This is a genomic window from Devosia sp. GW821-FHT12F11, from assembly GCF_058806655.1.
In genome coordinates, this window is record NZ_JBXAPX010000006.1 from 141,787 (window position 1) to 159,886 (window position 18,100).

An 18,100-nucleotide genomic window follows, 5' to 3' on the forward strand; every position below is an offset into this window, starting at 1 on the left:
CCTACCTGAAGAGTTCGAGACGGTTCTTCACCCGCAGCGTGCGGATGGCGCCGAGGCTGACGGCGGCGAGCAGCACGATGCCTTCGACCAGCGGCTGCAGCAGCGGATCGATCGACAGGATGCGGAAGTAGAACGAGATGGCGCGCAGGATCAGCGCGCCGATCAGCGCGCCGATCACCGTGCCGACGCCGCCGAGCAGCGAGATGCCGCCCAGCACCACGGCGGCGATGGAGTTGAGCGTATAGGCGCCGGCCTGCGGGATATCGGCGTTGCCCGAGCCGGTCTGGATGGCGAGATAGAGCCCGGCGCAACCGGCAAAGAACCCGGCGAGGGTGAAGGCCCAGAGCTTGGCGCGATTGATCGGCAGGCCGGACATGTACGCGGCGCCCTCAGACGAGCCGATGGCATAGAGGGTGCGGCCGGTGACGGTGCGGCGGAACGGGATCCACACCGCCGCGGTGATGATGACGAGGATGAGCAGCGGCACCGGCACCCAGGCGATCGGCTGCAGCCAGGCGGCCTCGCCGTCCTCGAACAGGTGATAGGTCTCGGCGAGGTCCTTGATCGAGTTGGTGACGGCCCAGTTGAGGTCCAGATCGACCTCGCCGCCCGGTTGCGGACGGATCAAGAGGGCAAGGCCGATGGCGACGGCGCCGGTGGCGAGCGTCGCAATGATCGGCTGCAGCCGGCCGTAGACGATGACGAGGCCGTTGACGAGGCCGAAGCCGGTGCCGGCGGCCACCGAGACGAGGCAGCCGAGGATGATCTGCCAGGGTTCGCCCCGCACCAGTTCGCTGGCGATGCAACTGGTGAGGGTCATCACCGCCCCGACCGACAGGTCGAGGCCGCCGACGATCACCGTCATCGCCTGCGCCATGGCAACGAAGGCGAGCGCCACCGATTCATTGGTGTTGGCGATGAAGACGTTGGTGGAAAAGCCGCGCGGGTGGATGAAGTTGTAGACGAGGTAGAGCGCGGCGAGCAGCAGGATGGCGCCATAGAAGCCGCGGTTCTGGCGGATCGACATGGCGAGCGCCGAGGCGCGCGGCGGGGTGGTGGCGGTGACGGCGCTCATACGGGCACCGCCTCTCTGGCCGGAGCATCGGCCGGCCTGGTTATGTTGAGCGCGGCGGCGACCAGCGCCTCCTCGGTGATGGCCTCGCCACTGAACTCGGTGACGATGCGGCCGTCATACATCACGGCGACGCGGTCGCAGCAGCCGATCAGCTCGGCATAGTCGGTGGAGTAGAAGAGGATCGCGGTGTCCTTGTCGGCCAGTTCGCGCATCAGCCGGTAGAGTTCCTGCTTGGTGCCGACGTCGATGCCACGGGTGGGGTCGTTGAGCAGCATCACCTCGGGCTTCGTCAGCAGCCACTTGGCGATCACCACCTTCTGCTGGTTGCCGCCGGAGAGGCTGGCGACCGGATCGTCGGGCTTGTTGAGCTTGATCTGCAGCTGCGCGATGGCGTCGGCCACGGCTTGCCGCGACTTCGCGGGATCGATGAACGGCCCCTGCCGGACCTTGTCGAAGCTGGCGACCAAGAGGTTATCGGCGATCGACATGGGCAGCATCAGGCCCTCGGTCTTCCGATCCTCGGGTACCAGTGCGATGCGGCTGCGGCCGCCCTTGGCGTCGGCGGGCGAGGCGGGAATGCCGCCCTCGCCGCCAACCGTGACCTTGCCCTCGACGCCGCGCAGGACACCAAACAGCGCCAGCAGCAATTCCTTCTGGCCCTGGCCATCGAGGCCGCCCAGCCCGACGATCTCGCCCTTGCCGACCGACAGCGAGACCCCGTTGAGACGGTTCTCCCATTTGAGGTCGGTGACGGCGAGATGCGGCTTGCGGCTGAACGCCGGCGGCTTCACCGGAAACTGGTGGACGATGTCGCGGCCGATCATCAGCTTGACGATCTCCTCCTGGCTGCGGGCGCCCTTGTCGAAGGTTTCGATGTGGCGGCCGTTGCGGAACACCGAGAGGGTGTCGCAAAGCGCCTCGACCTCGTGCATGCGATGCGAGATGAACAGCATGCCGGTGCCCTCGGCCTTCAGTTCGGCAAGCACGTTGTAGACGGTTTCGACGTCGCGGCTGGTGAGCGCCGAAGTTGCCTCGTCGAGGATCAGCAGTTTGGGGTTCTTGCCGAGCGCCTTGGCGATCTCGACCATTTGCCGGCGCGACAAGGACAGGTCGCGGATCAGGGCGCGCGGATCGACGTCCTCGCAATGGATCCGGGCCAGCAGCGCCTCGGCGCGCTCGCGCTGGGCACGGCGGTCGATGAGGCCGAAGCGGCGCGGCGGATCGGAGATCGAGATGTTGTCGGCGACCGACAGGTCGGGCATCAGCGACAGCTCCTGGAACACGCAGACGATGCCGGCCTTGGCTGCCTCGGAAGGGCGCGAGAAGCGGTGCTGCGTGCCGGCGACGGTGAGCGTGCCGCTATCGGGCTGCACCACCCCGGCCATGATCTTGATCAGGGTGGATTTGCCGGCGCCGTTTTCGCCCAGGATGGCGTGGATGGAGCCCTCGCGGCACGCAAAGTCGACCCCTTCGAGCGCCCGTGCGCCCGAGAAATACTTGGAAACGCCGCTCAGTTCGGCGAATGGCCGCGCGGCCTGCCCGTCCAGCATCGTCAATCCTCAGTCGTCGAGTGAAGGGGAGAAGCGGTGCCGGGCGATGGGACCCGGCACCGCCTTTGACGTGCGGAGGTCTACTGCACGTTCTCCTCGGTCTGGGCCATGATGGCCGGGCCCGAGATGTTCACGCCGCAGGGCGGGAATTCGTTGACGGTGAAGAAGTTGTCCGGCAGGTCGGTCCAGAAATTCTCGCCGTCCTTGAGCGCCGTGTAGTCGACGGATGGCAGCGGCACCGAGATGAGCTGCGGCATCACTTTGCCCTCGAGCGCCGAAATGGCCGCCTTCATCGAGATGGCGACGAGGCCCGGCGACTGGCCGATCGAGAGGCCGACAAGACCCTCGCCGGAGTGCTTGGCGACGAGCTTCCTGAACCCGTTCTCGGCTTCGCCGCCTACCGGTACGAACGGGTGCTTGGCATCGAGCAAGGCCTGTACGGTGCCGGTCGAACCACCCTGGGTGATGACGCCGTCGAAGGTGCCGTGCACGGCGAGCGCGTCGGCGGTGACCTTCTGCGCGGTGCCGTCATCCCAGTTGCCGACCACCTGGACGATTTCCCAGGGGCCGGGGGTGGCGTCGAACACCTCGTGGATGCCGATCGAACGATCGCGGTCGACCGAGTTGCCGGCGAGGCCGCGGACTTCGAGAATCTTGCCCGAGGTCTTGCCCTTGGCCGCCAGCTCCTTGAGCACGAAGTTGCCCCAGTCGCGGCCCATCTGCAGCTGGTCTTCGTTGACCATCATCACCGCGTCGGTGTCGAGGATGTTGTCGAACGGCACGATCACGACGTTCTCGCGGTCGGCGAGGCGGATGACGCGATCGAAGCCTTCCGGCGACACCGCGATGGTGACGATGGCGTCAAAGCCCTGGTTGATGAAGTCCTCGATGGCGCCGAGTTGGGCCGGCGCGTCGGTGCCGGTCGAGACGACCTTGAACTCCTTGATCTTGTCCTTGATCGCCGGGTCCTCGGCGAAGGCCTTGGCGGTCTTGATCATCTGAATGCGCCAGGTGTTGCCGACATAGCCGTTGACCACGGCGATACGGTACGGGCCGGGCTTGGCTTCCCACTGGAAGTACTTGGTCTCGGCATTCCATGGGGCAAAGCAGGTGGGGTCGGCGCCGGGGCCGGCGACCACTTTGGGTCCGGCATAGCTGAGACTGGTCGAGACAAGCAGGCCGACAAGGGCGGCCGAGGCAATGCGTAGTGCGTTCATAGGTTTCTCCTCCCAGAGAACGATCTGAAACAACTAGGCAGTCGCTGGTCAGTCAGTGTCCGGCAGTTCCCTGCCGTCTACCGTCGTCGGGGCCGTTAGCGGCCCATGCGGCACGCCGTTCGGCGTCGCCAATCCGTAGAGTCCTTGTGGTCGCGTGGTCGAACCGGAAGGCGCGAGCGACCTTCCTCAACACGCTCGGTAGCTACTCCTTGAACAAAGCCAGTCCTGCTTCGAGGTGCTGGCTCATGCGATACTGAAAGGCAAAGCGGTTGCGGCTCTCCAGCGCATCTGCGATGCCACCGTGTTCGTCGAAGCTGACGCCATGGGTCTTCATGCGGTTGACGCCGCTTTCCATGATCTTGAGCATCACCGGCTTCATGATCCGATAGATCTCGTTGACCTGCTTGTTGCCGAGGATGCCGACGAGCGTCGCGTGAAAGCGAAAGTCGTGCTGGGCGGCAAGGTGCAGTTGCTCTTCCTCGCGCATGGCGTCGTTGGCCTCGCGCAGCCGGACGATGTCGTCGGACGTGGCGCGCTCGAACAACTGGTCGACGGCGCCGACCTCGATCAGCTGCCGGAAGCCCTGGGTGTCGAGGAAGGTCTGCCGGCTCAGCTCGAGCGTGTTGAACGAATAGAGCTCGAACACCGCATCCATGCGCCGGTCGATGATCACCGCACCCACCTTGGGGCGGACGTCGACCACGCCATAGGCTTTGAGGATGCGCATCGCTTCACGCACCGTGGTGCGGGACGAGGTGAACATCTCACCCAGTTCGCGCTCCGACGGCAGTGGATCGCCGACCCCGAGATTGCGCTTGTCGATCAGCGCCTTGATCTGTCCGACCAAGGTTTCGACGGCGGAATCGTAGAGGTGCACGGCGCCCTGTTTCTGGCGCGCGCCACGTTGTTTCAGCCGAACGACATTGCTCCTGGCCGTCATGACCGGATTGCCTCGACACGAGCTGTAGTAGATCCCTCAATCCTACATTTGTAGGACCAGCGGCACGGTAGTTTCAGTGTTTTGGGCTGTCAATAGCCCCGCAATGGAAGCTTATGCGAGATTGTGACGCCGACTGGTATGACAAATAGTAGTTCAAATTGATCTGACAACGATTGCACAGATATCAAATGGCGCGGAAAAATCATTGAATGCTAACATGTTAGCAAGGGTGAGCCGCGAGTGAATGTGGAACACCGAAAAACCCCGCAGCAGGTGCTGCGAGGCTGTGAAAAACCTGCCGGCGACCGGCGCAGGAGCAGGGTGATCTGCCTCAGTTCGGTGTGTAGGTCAGCGCCACGACGCCATCGGGCAGGGGTGTGGCTTCCAACAGGCGAAGCTTACTCTCAATGCCGGAACCGAAGACGCCCTGGCCACCACCGAGCAGGATCGGGTTGAGGAACAGGTGCAACTCGTCGATCAGGCCGCGCTCGAGGCAACTGCGGACGAGGAGGGGACTGCCGAAACTGACGATGTCGTCGCCCGGCTGCTGCTTGATGGCAGTGAGCTCAGCGGGATCCCGCAGCAGAAGGGAGGTTTCCCAACTGGCCTCGGCTTCGGGCAGGCTGGTGGAGACGACGATCTTGGTGGCGTGCGCGATCCAGTCGGCATGGGCGCGCTCGCCAGGGGTGGCGTCGGGATCGTTCGGGACGCTCGGCCAGTAGCCCTGCATGCCCTTGTAGGTCTTGGGACCAAAGACCACGGCATCGGCATTGGCGGTCAGCTGCTTGGCGCGAGCAGCGATGTGGTCGTTGTAGGTCACCCAATGGAAGCCGCCAGCGGCATCGGAGGCATAGCCATCCAGCGAGATATGCAGGTGCATCTTGAGTTTGCGCATGGTTGGTCCTCATTGGTTAAGTCATGGCTTAACTAAAGCGAAGCCGGGCTGGAAGTCAATAGTTAGTAGGCTGCTTAAGTGATGCGCTTGCCGTGCGTGCCGCCAGCCACCGGCGGCGGCGGCGGTCAGCGAGCTTCGGCACCCAAAGCAAAGGGCGCCGGTCTTGCGACCGACGCCCTTCAAAACTCAGTGGCAAACCCTCAGGCCGGGTAGGCCTTGGTCTTCTGCTGCTGCTCGCCCAGGCCTTCGATGCCCAGCTTCATGGTCTGGCCCGGCTTCAGCCAGATCGGCTCTGGCTTTTGGCCCATGCCGACGCCCGGTGGGGTGCCGGTGGTGATCACGTCACCCGGCTGCAGGCTCATGAACTGGCTGAGATAGGCGACAAGGTGGGCGACGCCGAAGATCATGGTCTTGGTCGAACCGTCCTGGTAGCGGTGGCCATCGACGTCGAGCCACATGCCGAGGTTCTGCACGTCCTTGATCTCGTCCTTGGTGACGAGCCACGGGCCGATCGGGCCGAAAGTGTCGGCCGACTTGCCCTTAGTCCACTGGCCGCCGCGCTCGGTCTGGAAGTGGCGCTCGGAAAGATCGTTCACCACGCAGTAGCCGGCGACGTAGTCCAGCGCGTCCTTTTCCTCGATATACTTGGCTTCCTTGCCGATGATGACGCCGAGCTCGACTTCCCAGTCGGGCTTCAGGGTGTTCTTGGGCAGGATCACGTCGTCGTTCGGGCCGATGATGGCGCTGGTGGCCTTCATGAACAGGATCGGCTCGGCTGGGATGGCGGCGCCGGTCTCGGCGGCGTGGTCGGCATAGTTGAGGCCGATGCACATGAACTTGCCGACATTGCCGACGCAGGGGCCGATGCGCGAGCCCTTGTCGAGCACCGGCAGGCTGCCATGGTCGGCCGCCTTGATCTTGGCCAGGCCCTCGGCACCGATCGAGGCGCCGTTGATGTCGGGCACCACGGACGAGAGATCGCGATAGGTCCCGTCGGTGTGCAGGATGGCGGGCTTTTCGGCGCCCTTGGCGCCGACGCGCAGAAGTTTCATGTAATGCTCCTCAGATTTGGCCTAGGGGGATAGGGCCAGACCCGCGCGGAGTCGAGGCCAACGATGGTCGAATCCGTTCGGTGCGCGGCATCGGGCGCGATCTCGCTATTCGGGGCGGACGATGCCCTTCTTGAGCAGCACGTTGCCGTAGAGGCGGCGCTCGCCGGTCTGGATCACCGCGTAGGCGCCGTGCACGCGCTCGTAGAAGGCGAAGCGCTCGAGCAGGCTGAGTTTCATCTCCGGCTCGTGCTTCTTGATCAGCTTGTCGAAATCCTTGTGGGTCTGCTCGCGCTTCTTGGCGTCGCCGACCACTTCCATGCCGAAGGCCTGCTCGTCGACGAAGGTGTCGAGCGGCATCACCGTGAGGATGGCGTCGAGCACGTCGGTGGCGCTGATGCCGTCGAGACGCACCAGTTGCGGGCCGGCGCTGTCGCCCGGGTAGTTGGCATCGACGATGGCGATCTCGTCGCCATGGCCCATGGCGCGCAGGATGTAGAGCAGGTCAGGGCCGAGGATCGGCGGAATGCCCTTGAGCATGAGGTTCTCCCTTGGTGGTCTTGTTGCCGTTCAGCCGAACGGGAAGGCGGAGTATGCCGGATCCTCGCGCAGCAACTGGCCATCGGCGAAGAGCTCGGCGTGCTCGACGGCAAAGGCGATGAGCTCGGCCATCACCGAGTCGATATGCGCACGCATGGCGGCCGAGGCGATCGCGGCGTCGCCGGCGGTGATGCCGTCGAGGATTTTCTGGTGCTCGGCGAGGGTGACGCTCAACCGGCGCGGGGTGAGGATCAGGCGGCGGGCCCGGTCGAGATTGGCGCGGGTGTTCTCGATGACGCCCTTCACCTTGGTGAAGCGCATGTCGCCGAAGATGATGTCGTGGAACTCAAGGTCGCGCTCGTGGAAGCCGTTCTGGTCGTCGATCTCCACGGCGGCGCGCTGGTAGCTCATGTTGCGCTGCAGCGTGTCAATCAGTTCCGGGCTGTGGTTGCCTGTGACGACGCGCACTGCTTCGGCTTCGAGCGCCTTGCGGATCAGCATGTATTCCAGCACGTCGGCGATGCGGACCAGCGACACGGTGGAGCCGCGCTGCGGCAGGATATCGACCAGGCCTTCGGCCTGCAGGCGAGCCAGCGCCTCCGAAACCGGGAAGCGGGAGACGCCGAGGCGCTCGCAGATGGCGCCCTTGTCGATCACTTCGCCGGGCTTCAGATCGAGCGAGACGATGGCCTGGCGCAGCGTATCGGTGACGAACACCGTGACGTTGCCGCGCGTCGGTGTCGCCGGTGCGCTGAGAAAATGGTAGGGACTTGCCTCGGTCTTCATGCTAACATGTTAGTTGGACTGCCGGAGCTTTTCAATCGCACCTGCTTGTCACCCGAGTGGTTTTCCGCCGCAAGCGAGCCGTCTCGGGCGTACAATGGTTTTGAGGTGGTTTTGAGTGGTGTCGGCTGTTCCTGCCCCGAATCCAGGATCAAAAGAGCCGCCCCCGATGTCCGATGTCATGTCCCGCCCCGCTGCCGCCAAGACGCTGCTGCTCAACGCCCAAGACAATGTCGCGGTGGCGCTGAGCAATCTCGATGTCGGCACCGATACGCCGCAGGGAGTCACCACCACCAAGCGCGTGCCCAAGGGCCACAAGTTCACCGTGCGGCAGGTCGCGGCCGGCGAGCCGATCGTCAAGTTCGGGCAGATCATCGGCTTCGCCAAGGACAATATCCCGCCGGGCGAATGGGTGCATGAGCACAATGTGACGATCGGCGAGGAGCATGGCGCGTTCAAACGTGACTACGCCTTCGGCGAGGGCATCGTGCCGGTGGATTTCGTGCCGGAAGCGCAGCGGGCGACGTTCCAGGGCTTCCGACGCTCGAACGGCCAGGTCGGCACGCGCAACTATATCGGTATCCTCACCTCGGTGAACTGCTCGACCACCGTGGCCGGGTTCATCGCCCGGGAAGTCGAGCGCTCGGGCATTCTCGAGCAATATCCGAATGTCGATGGCATCGTGGCGTTGAAGCAGGCCAATGGCTGCGTCATCGACTATCGCGGGGTGATCTTCGACATCTTGAAGAAGACCACCTGGGGCTATGCCACCAACCCGAACATGGGCGGGGTGATCATGGTGGGGCTGGGCTGCGAGGGCTTCCAGATCCCGCGGCTGAAGGAGGCCTATGGGGTCACCGAGAACGAGACGTTCCGCACCATGACGATCCAGGAAGTGGGCGGTACGCGCAAAACCGTCGAAGCCGGCGTCGAGGCGGTGAAGGCCATGCTGCCGATCGTCAACAAGGCGAAGCGCGAGACGGTGCCGGCGTCGGAGCTGATGCTGGCGCTGCAGTGCGGTGGCTCGGACGGCTATTCCGGCATCACCGCCAACCCGGCCCTGGGCGTCGCAGCGGACATCCTGGTGCGGCACGGCGGCACGGCGATTCTCTCCGAGACGCCGGAGATCTATGGGGCCGAGCACCTGCTCACCCGGCGCGCCAAAAACCGCGAGGTCGGCGAGAAGCTGATCGATATCATCCACTGGTGGGAAGATTACGCCGATCGTAACAACATGGAAATGAACAACAACCCGTCGCCGGGTAACAAACTCGGCGGACTCACCACTATTCTGGAGAAATCTCTGGGTGCTGCTGCAAAAGGCGGGACAACGCCGCTCAATGCAGTGTATCACTATGCCGATCCAGTGACCGAAAAGGGGTTCGTGTTCATGGATACGCCCGGATACGATCCGGTTTCAGCGACCGGGCAGGTCGCAGGTGGTGCGAATATACTATGCTTCACCACCGGCCGTGGCTCTGCCTACGGCTGCAAGCCGACGCCTTCGATCAAGATCGCCACCAACTCGGACATCTATCACAAGATGATCGACGACATGGACATCAATGGCGGCGAAGTGGTCGAGGGCGGCTCGCTCGAACAGAAGGGGCAGGAGATCTTCGACAAGATCCTTGCCGTTGCCTCGGGTGAAAAGAGCAAGTCGGAACTCCTGGGCTACGGCGACAACGAGTTCGTGCCTTGGCAGATCGGTGCAACCTTCTGATGCGGCGCGCCGTCCACGTGGTGATCACTGGACGGGTGCAGGGAGTGGGCTTTCGCGCTTTCGTCGAGCGCGAGGCCGCAGCGTTGCGGCTCGAAGGCTGGGTCCGCAACCGGCGTGACGGCACGGTCGAGGCGGTGTTTGCCGGCGATGAGGGCGAAATCCAGCACATCCTGATGGAACTCAACGCCGGCCCGCCCGCCGCCGCGGTGACCGACGTGCGGACCGGACCCTATGAAGGCCCGATCCCGCCGGGCTTCAGTTCGCTGCCGACGGCGTGAGACTCTCATTTTGTTGCGCTTTCGAGCCGGAGTGGCCCACAATCCACGCTTTCGGGCATATGGGGTAAGTTATGGTTGTGCCCCACCCACCGGCTGTCATCCCTGCGAAAGCAGGGACCCATTTCACCGCCCGCGCCAGCGGATAATTGGTCCCTGCTTTCGCAGGGATGACAGCGAGTTTGGGGCGGCGCCTGGTGGCGGGGTTGCAGGCAGCGCTCCGCTCGATTTGACTTTGCGGCGGGACCCCCTACATTCATGCCATGTCTTGCTTCGCGACCATCACCGTTATGGCACCGCGCCGGGAAACCCCGGTCGCAGGCATATAGCCCCATGATCCGCGCCTAGGCGCCGCCGGGTCTGGGGCATCCCGAACCCACGCGGCGGTTTCCGCTCGGGTTCACCAACCAGGCGCCACATCCCAAAACAGCAGCGTGAACCGTCGCGGGCGAAGCCCGCCGACGTTCGCGCATCGAAAGGAATTTTTCTCAGATGCAATCCATGCGTCGCTATGACCTGCAACCGCGTATCGTCCTCGGCGAGGACGACCATCGCAAACTCATCGCCCTGGCGCTGGCCGGCAGCGGACACAGCTCCGATGCGGCCGACGATCTCTTGTACGAAATCGAACGCGCCCGCGTTGTGCCGACCCCCAAGCTCGGCTCGAGCGTGGTGCGGATGGGCTCGACCGTGACCTATCGGCCCGACAATGGCGCAGAGCGCACCGTGCAACTGGTCTATCCGGTCGATGCCGACATCGCCCAGGGCAAGATCTCGGTGCTGACCCCGGTCGGCACGGCATTGATCGGCCTTGATGTCGGGCAGTCGATCACCTGGGAAGCGCGCGACGGCAACAAGCACGTGCTGACCGTGACGGCGGTCGAGCCGCAGGCGTGATTCGCGGCTACGGGTCGCCCAGCGCTCGGCTGCGCGGTCGGTTCAATCAACAAAACCAGACGGTTGGACTGTCACAATTGTGCGGCCCAACCGTCATCGACCGGGCATCGCGGCTGGTTAATGAAGTGTTGCGGCCAAGCTGGCCGCGCCGCACTTCGGAGGCTCCCATGGCCCAGCAACGTGCCCACCATTCCGCCGCGATCACCGGCATGCGCTCAACCACTGGGCAAGCACTGGCGATCCGCTACGACCTCAGCTCCAACACCATCGCCTTCGTCGAGGACGACTGGTTCGCCGACACCGTGCGCAGCACCAGTGTGCCGCCCCGCACCGTGGTGCGGCAGCGGCTCGGCAACAATGTGACGCGGCTGAAGCCACGGCGGCGCTAACGGCTGTCTCGGAATACGCCCGCGACATCCATGCTTTGATGCAGGATGCGGATTACGTCGATCGTTTGATTGTCCGCACGCGTGAAATAGAGCATATGTGAGCCGGCCGCACACTTGAAGTATCCCGGCCTCACATCGGCGGCGGACCGCATTGGGATGCGCCCAGCAACAATGCCATCGAGGCGATCCCTGATAGCCACGACATAGCGTGTGGCCTGATCCTTGTCCCACTGCTCGGCGGTGTAATCCCAAATGCCCACGAGGTCCGCCTCGGCCGCTGGGCTGAGGCGGTAAGCAATCACGGTGCTCTCTTGCGCGCTATGAATGCGTCAAAGTCGAACGGCCTCGGAGTACCGCTGCGCTCGCCTTCGATCAGCGCCGCCCGCAGAGCCTCCAGCTTTGCATCGTGTTCTTCAAGCAGACGCAGCCCGGCTCGAACGACTTCACTGCTTGAGCCATAGCGGCCCTTAGCAACCTGGGTATCGATGAAATTTGACAACTCGTCACCCAGGACGATCGATGTTGATTTGGACATCTCGGTTCTCTGCGATACCAATAGATAGTATCTGATAGTGCCCGCCGCGTCCAGCTAAGGCCGCGTCGCCCCGTTCACCGCCAGATAGATGCTGTGCAGGCTCTGCGTGGCGCAGATGAACAGGCGGTTGCGGCGGGGGCCGCCGAATTCGACGTTGGCCACGGTGTCGGGGGTCAGGAGCTTGCCCAGCAGTACGCCCGATGAATTGAAGCAGTGGACGCCGTCGCCGGCCGAGGTCCAGACATTGCCGCGGTCGTCGAGGCGGAAACCGTCGGGGAGCCCAGTATCGGTGACGCAGAAGACGCGACCATTGCTGACGGTGTTGTCGGCGTTGACGTCGAATACCCGGATGTGACGCGGCAGGTCGGCGCCGTGGCTATAGGCGCTGTCGGCGACATAGAGGCGCTTCTCGTCGGGCGAGAAGGCGATACCGTTGGGGCGGACGAAATCGTCGATCGCGACCTTCAATACGCCGGTGGCCGGATCGAGGCAGAAGACATAGCAGCCATCCTGCTCGAACTCGCCCTTGAAGCCTTCGTAGTCCGAGAGAATGCCGTAGCCCGGGTCGGTGAACCAGATGGTGCCGTCGGACTTCACCACCACGTCGTTGGGGGCGTTGAGCTTCTTGCCGCGATAGCTGTCGGCGAGGACGGTGATGGTGCCGTCGAGTTCGGTGCGGACGACGTTGCGGCCGCCATGCGAGCAGGAGACCAGCCGGCCTTCGCGGTCGCGGGTGTTGCCGTTGATATAGTTGGAATTGTGCCGATAGACCGAGGCGCCGCCGTCGGGGGTCCAGCGCATCATGCGGTTGTTGGGGATGTCGGACCAGACCAATTGGTTGGCGTCGCCGAACCAGCATGGGCCCTCGGCCCAGCGGCAATCGGAATAGAGCGTTTCGAGCTTGGCGCTGCCCTGGATCAGGTGCCCGAACTCTTTCTCGTGATGCTGATAGACGCCGGCCATAGCTTCCCCCTCCATACTGGTGGTCGCGGTCGAACTGCGAAAACCTCACAACTCTTGCTGACCACGCTCCGCTGATTTTGCGGCGCATCCAATCGGAAGTTCTGGAGCCGGGCAAGGCTACTTGCGTTCATGTCGGATGAGGTGCGAGCTTCCTCCTCAAGGAGAATTCCGATGCCGATCACCGCTGCGCTCAACGCCCGCCTCAAGGATCCCTCGCTGCTGCGCGCTGCCGCTTTCATCGGCGGGCGATGGTTGGAGACGGCGGAGAACGGCACGACGTTCGAGGTGACGAACCCCTCGACCGGCGCGGTGCTGGCGGTGCTGCCCAATTGCGGCGTGGCGGAAGCCAAGCTCGCGATCACGGCAGCCGAGGCGGCGCAGCGGGGCTGGGCGAAAAAGACCGGCAAGGCGCGTGCCGCAGTGCTGCGCAAGCTCCATGACCTGATGGTAGAGAACGCCGACGACCTCGCAGCGATCATGACCGCCGAGCAGGGCAAGCCCGTGCCGGAGGCCAAAGGCGAGGTGCTTTACGGCGCCGCCTATGTCGAGTGGTTCGGCGAGGAAGCCAAGCGCGTCTATGGCGACACCATTCCCGGCCACCAGGAAGACAAGCGGATCATCGTGATCAAGCAGCCGGTGGGGGTGGTGGCGACGATCACGCCGTGGAATTTCCCCAATGCCATGCTGGCCCGCAAAGTGGCGCCGGCGCTGGCGGCGGGATGTGCCGTGGTGTCGAAGCCGGCGGCGGAGACGCCGCTTTCCGCCATCGCCATTGGCGTCCTGGCGGAACGGGCCGGGCTGCCGGCGGGGTTGTTCAACCTGTTGCCGTCGACCCATTCGTCGGATCTCGGCAAGGAGTTCTGCTCCAACGAGGTGGTCAAGAAGCTGAGCTTCACCGGTTCGACCGAGGTCGGCCGCATCCTGATGCGGCAGGGGGCGGAGCAGATCAAGCGGCTGAGCCTCGAGCTCGGCGGCAATGCGCCGTTCATCGTGTTCGACGACGCCGACCTCGATGCGGCGGTCGAAGGGGCGATGATCTCGAAATATCGCAATAACGGGCAAACCTGCGTCTGCGCCAACCGCATCTATGTGCAGGCGGGCGTCTACGATGCATTCGCAGCGAAGCTGACCGCGGCGGTGGAGAAGCTGAGGGTGGGCGACGGGTTCGGCGAGGGGATCACCACCGGACCTCTGATCGACGAGAAGGCAGTGGAGAAGGTCGAGCGGCACCTGACCGACGCGCTGCGCAAGGGCGGCCGGCTGCTGACTGGCGGCAAGCGCAAACAGGGGCTGTTCTTCGAGCCGACCATCGTGGCGGATGCGACCGCCGACATGGTGCTGGCGCGCGAAGAGACGTTCGGGCCGCTGGCGCCGCTGTTCTGCTTCGAGACGGTGGAGGAGGTGATCCGGCTCGCCAACGCCACCGAGTTCGGTCTGGCGTCATATTTCTATGCGCGCGATCTGAGCCGGGTGTTCGAGGTGGCCGAGGCACTCGACTATGGCATGGTCGGGATCAATACCGGGCTGATCTCCACCGAGGTCGCGCCATTCGGCGGCGTGAAGCAGTCAGGGCATGGGCGCGAGGGGTCGAAGTACGGGATCGAGGATTATCTCGATATCAAGTACCTGTGCTTGAGCGTTTGAACGGCTGACTGAAGTAGCGGTGCAAACCAGGCTCGCCCAACTAAAGCCTGATCAACCCCGCCGCCGTCGGCTTGAACCCGCACGCCTTGTAGAACCCGTCGAGCTTGTCTTCGTAATCGACGTGCAGCCAATGCGCGCCGCGTTCACGGGCGGCGTCCGTGACCTGCCGCACTAGTTCTGTGGCAATCCCGCGGCGCTGGAAAGCCGGGTCAACTGTCGTATCGAGCAGGAACGCATGCACGCCGCCGTCCCAGGCGACGTTGACGTAGCCGACCATGCGGTCGCCGGCATAGGCGCATGCATGGGTCAGGCTGCGGGTGAGAATGAAGGCGAGGTCGCCGTTCCAGTCGTCGCCCCAGGCGGCGCGCCACAGCGGCGCCAGCTCTTCCTCGCTCGGGAACGGGTCGAGCCGATAGGCGATCCCGGTGTCAGTGTTGCCTTTAATTTCTTGCATGCAGTTCCGTTCCGGCGAGGCCTTCGATGATCGGGCAATCGGGCCGGTGATCGCCGTCGCAGGCGTCGGCGAGGGTGGCGAGGGTGTGGCGCATCTCGCCGAGCAACCGGATCTTCTGGTCGAGTTCGGCGATGTGGCTCTGGGTCAGCGCCTTGACGTCGGCACTCGAACGCTGCGTGTCGCCCCAGAGGCGCAGCAGGTCGCGGATCTCGTCCATCGAGAAGCCGAGGTCGCGGGCGCGGCGGATGAAACCGAGGCGGTGGATGTCATGATGGCTGTAATCGCGATAATTGCTGTCGCGCCGGTCGGCATTGGGAATGAGGCCGATGGATTCGTAGTGGCGGATCATCTTGGCGGATACGCCGGTAAGCCGGGAGGCCTCGCCGATCTGCATGGGAACACCTATCTGAACAATGTGCTTGACCTTACCATGATGGGAAGGTGCAGAACAGGGCCCAGTACGATTTCGTTTGTCGCGTCTTAGCGGCGCTCAGCCGCCAGGAGACGTTCTACAGGAGCCGAGCATGGATCACGTTGAACACAAGCATTCGCACGGGGCAGGGGGCGCGGTGACCCGCGACCCGGTCTGCGGCATGACCGTCGATATGGCCAAGACGCCGCATCGCACCATGCATGAGGGACGTGAGATCGGCTTCTGCAGCGGCGGCTGCAAGACGAAGTTCGAGGCGGAGCCGGCAAAGTACCTGACGGCAACCGATCCGGTCTGTGGCATGCAGGTGGACCGGACCACGGCCAGGCACATGCTGAAGCACGAGGGTACGCGCTACTACTTCTGCAGCGCCGGCTGCCTTGGCAAGTTTGAAGCCGATCCGCAGAAGTATCTCAACGCGCCGAAAGACGACGCGTGCGGCTGCGGGGATGGACACGGGCATGACCACGGCGCCACGGCTAAGGGCGGCGGCCACGATCATGCGGGCCACGATCATGCGGGTCACGACCACAGCCACCATGGCCACTCGCATGGTGCGCCGCCGGTCGATCCATCGACGGTCGCGGCAGGGACCAAGTGGACCTGCCCGATGCATCCGGAGATCGTCAAGGACGGGCCGGGCGATTGCCCGATCTGCGGCATGGCGCTGGAGCCGATGGTGGCCTCGCTCGACGATGGCCCGAACCCCGAACTCATCGACTTCACCCGCCGGCTGTGGGTGAGTGCCGGGCTGTCGATCCCAATCCTCATCATCTCGATGGGAGGCATGGTCGGCCTGCCGGTGCGTGAGTGGATCGGCGAGCCGCTGGCCACCTGGATCGAGATGGCGCTGGCGACCCCGGTGGTGCTGTGGGCGGCCTGGCCGTTCTTCCGGCGCTTCTGGAATTCTCTGCGCAACCGCTCGCCCAATATGTGGACGCTCATCGGGCTCGGGGTGGGGGCGGCCTACCTGTTCTCGGTGGTGGCGGTACTGTTCCCGCAGTTCTTCCCGATGAGCATGACGCATATGAACGGTGTCCCGCCGGTCTATTTCGAAGCCGCGGCGGTGATCGTGGCGCTGGTGTTCGTCGGCCAGGTGCTGGAACTGCGGGCCCGCGACGCCACCGGCAAGGCGATCCGGGCGCTGCTCAACCTCGCGCCGAAGACGGCGCGCAAGGTGTGGCAGGGCAAGGATATCGAGGTGCCCATCGAAGAGGTGCGGGCCGGCGACTGGCTGCGGGTGCGGCCGGGCGAGGCTGTGCCGGTCGATGGCGAGGTGCTCGAAGGGCAGTCGTTCGTCGATGAATCGATGCTGACCGGCGAACCGGTGCCGGTGGAAAAGCTGAAGGGCGAGCCGGTGACCGGCGGGACGCTGAATGGCGAAGGCAGCTTCGTCATGCAGGCCACCCGCGTCGGCAGCGAGACCCGGCTCAGCCAGATCGTCGAACTGGTCGGCAAGGCGCAGCGCAGCCGTGCGCCGATCCAGGCGCTGGCCGACAAGGTGGCAAACTGGTTCGTGCCGCTGGTGGTGGTGATCGCCATTGTTGCGTTCGCGGCGTGGATGATCTGGGGCCCCGGCCTCGCCGAGGCGATCGTCGCGGCGATCTCGGTGCTGATCATCGCCTGTCCGTGTGCCCTGGGGCTGGCGACGCCGATCTCGATCATGGTGGCGACCGGGCGCGGCGCGCATGCCGGGGTGCTGGTGAAGGACGCCAAGGCGCTCGAGGGCTTTGCCCGGGTCGACACGCTGATCGTCGACAAGACCGGCACGCTCACCGAAGGCAAGCCGACGCTCGACCAGGTGATCCCGGTGAAGGGCGTCGACGAAGGCTTCGTGCTCGCTGTCGCCGCGGCGCTCGAAAAGCACTCCGAGCACCCGATCGGCACGGCCGTGGTCAAGGGCGCCGAGGCGCGGGGCGCGCGGGTCTACGAGGCCGATGGCTTCACCTCGCTCACCGGGCGCGGCATCAAAGGCAATGTCGGCGGCAAGCTGGCGCTGCTCGGCAACCTCAAGCTGTTTGGGGAACAGGGCATCGCGGTCGACGACAAGCTGGCGGGGCTGCTCGAGCAGCAGGCGGGCTCGGGCAAGACCGCAATCCTCGTCGCCCATGATGGGGTGGCGATCGGCGTGGTGACCGTGTCGGACCCGATCAAGGCAGGGGCAAAGGAAGCCATCGCGGCGCTGCGGGCCGATGGCGTGGCGGTGGTCATGGCGACCGGCGACGCCCGGGGCACGGCCGAAGCCGTCGGGCGCGAGCTCGGCCTCAGCGAGGTGCAGGCCGGTATGGCGCCCGAGGACAAGCACACGCTGATCGAAGCGCTGAAGCAGAAGGGCAAGTCGGTGGCGTTCGCCGGTGACGGCGTCAACGATGCGCCGGCGCTCGCGGCAGCCGATGTCGGCGTGGCGATGGGCACCGGGGCCGATGTAGCGATTGAAAGCGCCGGCATCACGCTGCTCAAGGGTGAGCTCGGCGGCATCGTCAAGGCGCGGAAGCTTTCGAAGGCGACGCTCGGCAACATCAAGCTGAACCTGCTGTTCGCCTTCGGCTACAACGCGCTGGGCATTCCGGTGGCGGCGGGCGTGCTCTACCCGCTGACCGGCTGGCTGCTCTCGCCGATGCTCGCCGCAGCGGCAATGGCACTGAGCTCGGTGAGCGTCATCGCCAACGCGCTGCGGCTGAACTCGGCGAAGCTGTAGTCACAGCGGGGCCGGTGAAAGCACCGGCCCCAGTAGACCAAAC

At 64.6% G+C, this 18,100-nt stretch carries 19 protein-coding genes; 6 read left to right on the forward strand and 13 right to left on the reverse strand.

Annotated elements, in window-relative coordinates; all coding sequences use genetic code 11:
• Nucleotide 1: 1 nt before the first annotated feature.
• The 8 genes from AC1ROK_RS18305 to AC1ROK_RS18340 all read right to left on the reverse strand — a co-directional run bounded on the left by AC1ROK_RS18305 (nucleotide 2) and on the right by AC1ROK_RS18340 (nucleotide 8,052).
• Entirely contained in the window at nucleotides 2-1,075 is a 1,074-nt protein-coding gene (locus AC1ROK_RS18305) for an ABC transporter permease (RefSeq protein WP_492849525.1), read from the reverse strand.
• The gene (locus AC1ROK_RS18310; protein ID WP_492849527.1) at nucleotides 1,072-2,625 is read right to left on the reverse strand and encodes a sugar ABC transporter ATP-binding protein; all 1,554 of its coding nucleotides are present in this window, start codon (nucleotides 2,623-2,625) and stop codon (nucleotides 1,072-1,074) included. The genes AC1ROK_RS18305 and AC1ROK_RS18310 overlap by 4 nt, the downstream gene beginning before the upstream one ends.
• Nucleotides 2,626-2,705: 80 nt before the next feature.
• The gene (locus AC1ROK_RS18315) at nucleotides 2,706-3,842 is read right to left on the reverse strand and encodes a sugar ABC transporter substrate-binding protein (protein WP_492849529.1); all 1,137 of its coding nucleotides are present in this window, start codon (nucleotides 3,840-3,842) and stop codon (nucleotides 2,706-2,708) included.
• A gap of 202 nt (nucleotides 3,843-4,044) precedes the next feature.
• Nucleotides 4,045-4,782: a FadR/GntR family transcriptional regulator gene (locus AC1ROK_RS18320; RefSeq protein WP_492849531.1), complete on the reverse strand. Its 738-nt coding sequence runs from the start codon at nucleotides 4,780-4,782 to the stop codon at nucleotides 4,045-4,047.
• Between the two features lie 331 nt (nucleotides 4,783-5,113).
• Nucleotides 5,114-5,677, reverse strand: coding sequence for a dihydrofolate reductase family protein (locus AC1ROK_RS18325; RefSeq protein ID WP_492849533.1), 564 nt, complete (start codon nucleotides 5,675-5,677; stop codon nucleotides 5,114-5,116).
• Between the two features lie 200 nt (nucleotides 5,678-5,877).
• Nucleotides 5,878-6,729, reverse strand: coding sequence for a fumarylacetoacetate hydrolase family protein (locus AC1ROK_RS18330; protein WP_492849535.1), 852 nt, complete (start codon nucleotides 6,727-6,729; stop codon nucleotides 5,878-5,880).
• Between the two features lie 105 nt (nucleotides 6,730-6,834).
• Complete coding sequence (locus AC1ROK_RS18335; protein ID WP_492849537.1) at nucleotides 6,835-7,266, reverse strand: RbsD/FucU family protein; 432 nt, start codon at nucleotides 7,264-7,266, stop codon at nucleotides 6,835-6,837.
• A gap of 30 nt (nucleotides 7,267-7,296) precedes the next feature.
• The gene (locus tag AC1ROK_RS18340) at nucleotides 7,297-8,052 is read right to left on the reverse strand and encodes a GntR family transcriptional regulator (RefSeq protein WP_492849539.1); all 756 of its coding nucleotides are present in this window, start codon (nucleotides 8,050-8,052) and stop codon (nucleotides 7,297-7,299) included.
• A 166-nt stretch (nucleotides 8,053-8,218) separates the two neighbouring features.
• Between AC1ROK_RS18340 and AC1ROK_RS18345 the strand changes: the two genes are divergently transcribed.
• The 4 genes from AC1ROK_RS18345 to AC1ROK_RS18360 all read left to right on the forward strand — a co-directional run bounded on the left by AC1ROK_RS18345 (nucleotide 8,219) and on the right by AC1ROK_RS18360 (nucleotide 11,333).
• Entirely contained in the window at nucleotides 8,219-9,772 is a 1,554-nt protein-coding gene (locus AC1ROK_RS18345; RefSeq protein WP_492849541.1) for a UxaA family hydrolase, read from the forward strand.
• Entirely contained in the window at nucleotides 9,772-10,050 is a 279-nt protein-coding gene (locus AC1ROK_RS18350; protein WP_492849543.1) for an acylphosphatase, read from the forward strand. Before AC1ROK_RS18345 ends, AC1ROK_RS18350 begins: the two co-directional genes overlap by 1 nt.
• 489 nt (nucleotides 10,051-10,539) lie before the next feature.
• Nucleotides 10,540-10,944: a nucleoside diphosphate kinase regulator gene (rnk, locus tag AC1ROK_RS18355; protein WP_492849545.1), complete on the forward strand. Its 405-nt coding sequence runs from the start codon at nucleotides 10,540-10,542 to the stop codon at nucleotides 10,942-10,944.
• Nucleotides 10,945-11,111: 167 nt separating this feature from the next.
• Nucleotides 11,112-11,333 carry a hypothetical protein gene (locus AC1ROK_RS18360; RefSeq protein WP_492849547.1) on the forward strand — a complete coding sequence of 74 codons (222 nt, stop codon included), beginning with the start codon at nucleotides 11,112-11,114 and terminating at the stop codon, nucleotides 11,331-11,333.
• Here AC1ROK_RS18360 and AC1ROK_RS18365 read toward each other — a convergent pair.
• The 3 genes from AC1ROK_RS18365 to AC1ROK_RS18375 are packed head-to-tail and all read right to left on the reverse strand — an operon-like array spanning nucleotide 11,330 to nucleotide 12,831.
• Nucleotides 11,330-11,635, reverse strand: coding sequence for a type II toxin-antitoxin system RelE/ParE family toxin (locus AC1ROK_RS18365; RefSeq protein ID WP_492849549.1), 306 nt, complete (start codon nucleotides 11,633-11,635; stop codon nucleotides 11,330-11,332). The two genes, AC1ROK_RS18360 and AC1ROK_RS18365, sit on opposite strands and share 4 nt — an antisense overlap.
• Nucleotides 11,632-11,868, reverse strand: a complete 237-nt coding sequence (locus AC1ROK_RS18370; RefSeq protein ID WP_492849551.1) for a type II toxin-antitoxin system ParD family antitoxin — start codon at nucleotides 11,866-11,868, stop codon at nucleotides 11,632-11,634. The genes AC1ROK_RS18365 and AC1ROK_RS18370 overlap by 4 nt, the downstream gene beginning before the upstream one ends.
• A 54-nt stretch (nucleotides 11,869-11,922) precedes the next feature.
• Nucleotides 11,923-12,831 carry an SMP-30/gluconolactonase/LRE family protein gene (locus AC1ROK_RS18375; protein WP_492849552.1) on the reverse strand — a complete coding sequence of 303 codons (909 nt, stop codon included), beginning with the start codon at nucleotides 12,829-12,831 and terminating at the stop codon, nucleotides 11,923-11,925.
• A gap of 171 nt (nucleotides 12,832-13,002) precedes the next feature.
• On the opposite strand from AC1ROK_RS18375, the gene AC1ROK_RS18380 reads away from it, so the two are divergent.
• The gene (locus AC1ROK_RS18380; protein WP_492849554.1) at nucleotides 13,003-14,475 is read left to right on the forward strand and encodes an NAD-dependent succinate-semialdehyde dehydrogenase; all 1,473 of its coding nucleotides are present in this window, start codon (nucleotides 13,003-13,005) and stop codon (nucleotides 14,473-14,475) included.
• Nucleotides 14,476-14,515: 40 nt separating this feature from the next.
• Here the strand turns inward: AC1ROK_RS18380 and AC1ROK_RS18385 are convergent, their stop codons facing one another.
• Together AC1ROK_RS18385 and cueR are read right to left on the reverse strand one after the other, a co-directional pair.
• Nucleotides 14,516-14,929, reverse strand: coding sequence for a GNAT family N-acetyltransferase (locus AC1ROK_RS18385; protein ID WP_492849556.1), 414 nt, complete (start codon nucleotides 14,927-14,929; stop codon nucleotides 14,516-14,518).
• The gene (gene cueR / locus AC1ROK_RS18390) at nucleotides 14,916-15,323 is read right to left on the reverse strand and encodes a Cu(I)-responsive transcriptional regulator (RefSeq protein WP_492849558.1); all 408 of its coding nucleotides are present in this window, start codon (nucleotides 15,321-15,323) and stop codon (nucleotides 14,916-14,918) included. Before cueR ends, AC1ROK_RS18385 begins: the two co-directional genes overlap by 14 nt.
• A gap of 130 nt (nucleotides 15,324-15,453) precedes the next feature.
• Between cueR and AC1ROK_RS18395 the strand changes: the two genes are divergently transcribed.
• Nucleotides 15,454-18,057, forward strand: coding sequence for a heavy metal translocating P-type ATPase (locus tag AC1ROK_RS18395; RefSeq protein ID WP_492849560.1), 2,604 nt, complete (start codon nucleotides 15,454-15,456; stop codon nucleotides 18,055-18,057).
• Nucleotides 18,058-18,100: the final 43 nt, after the last annotated feature.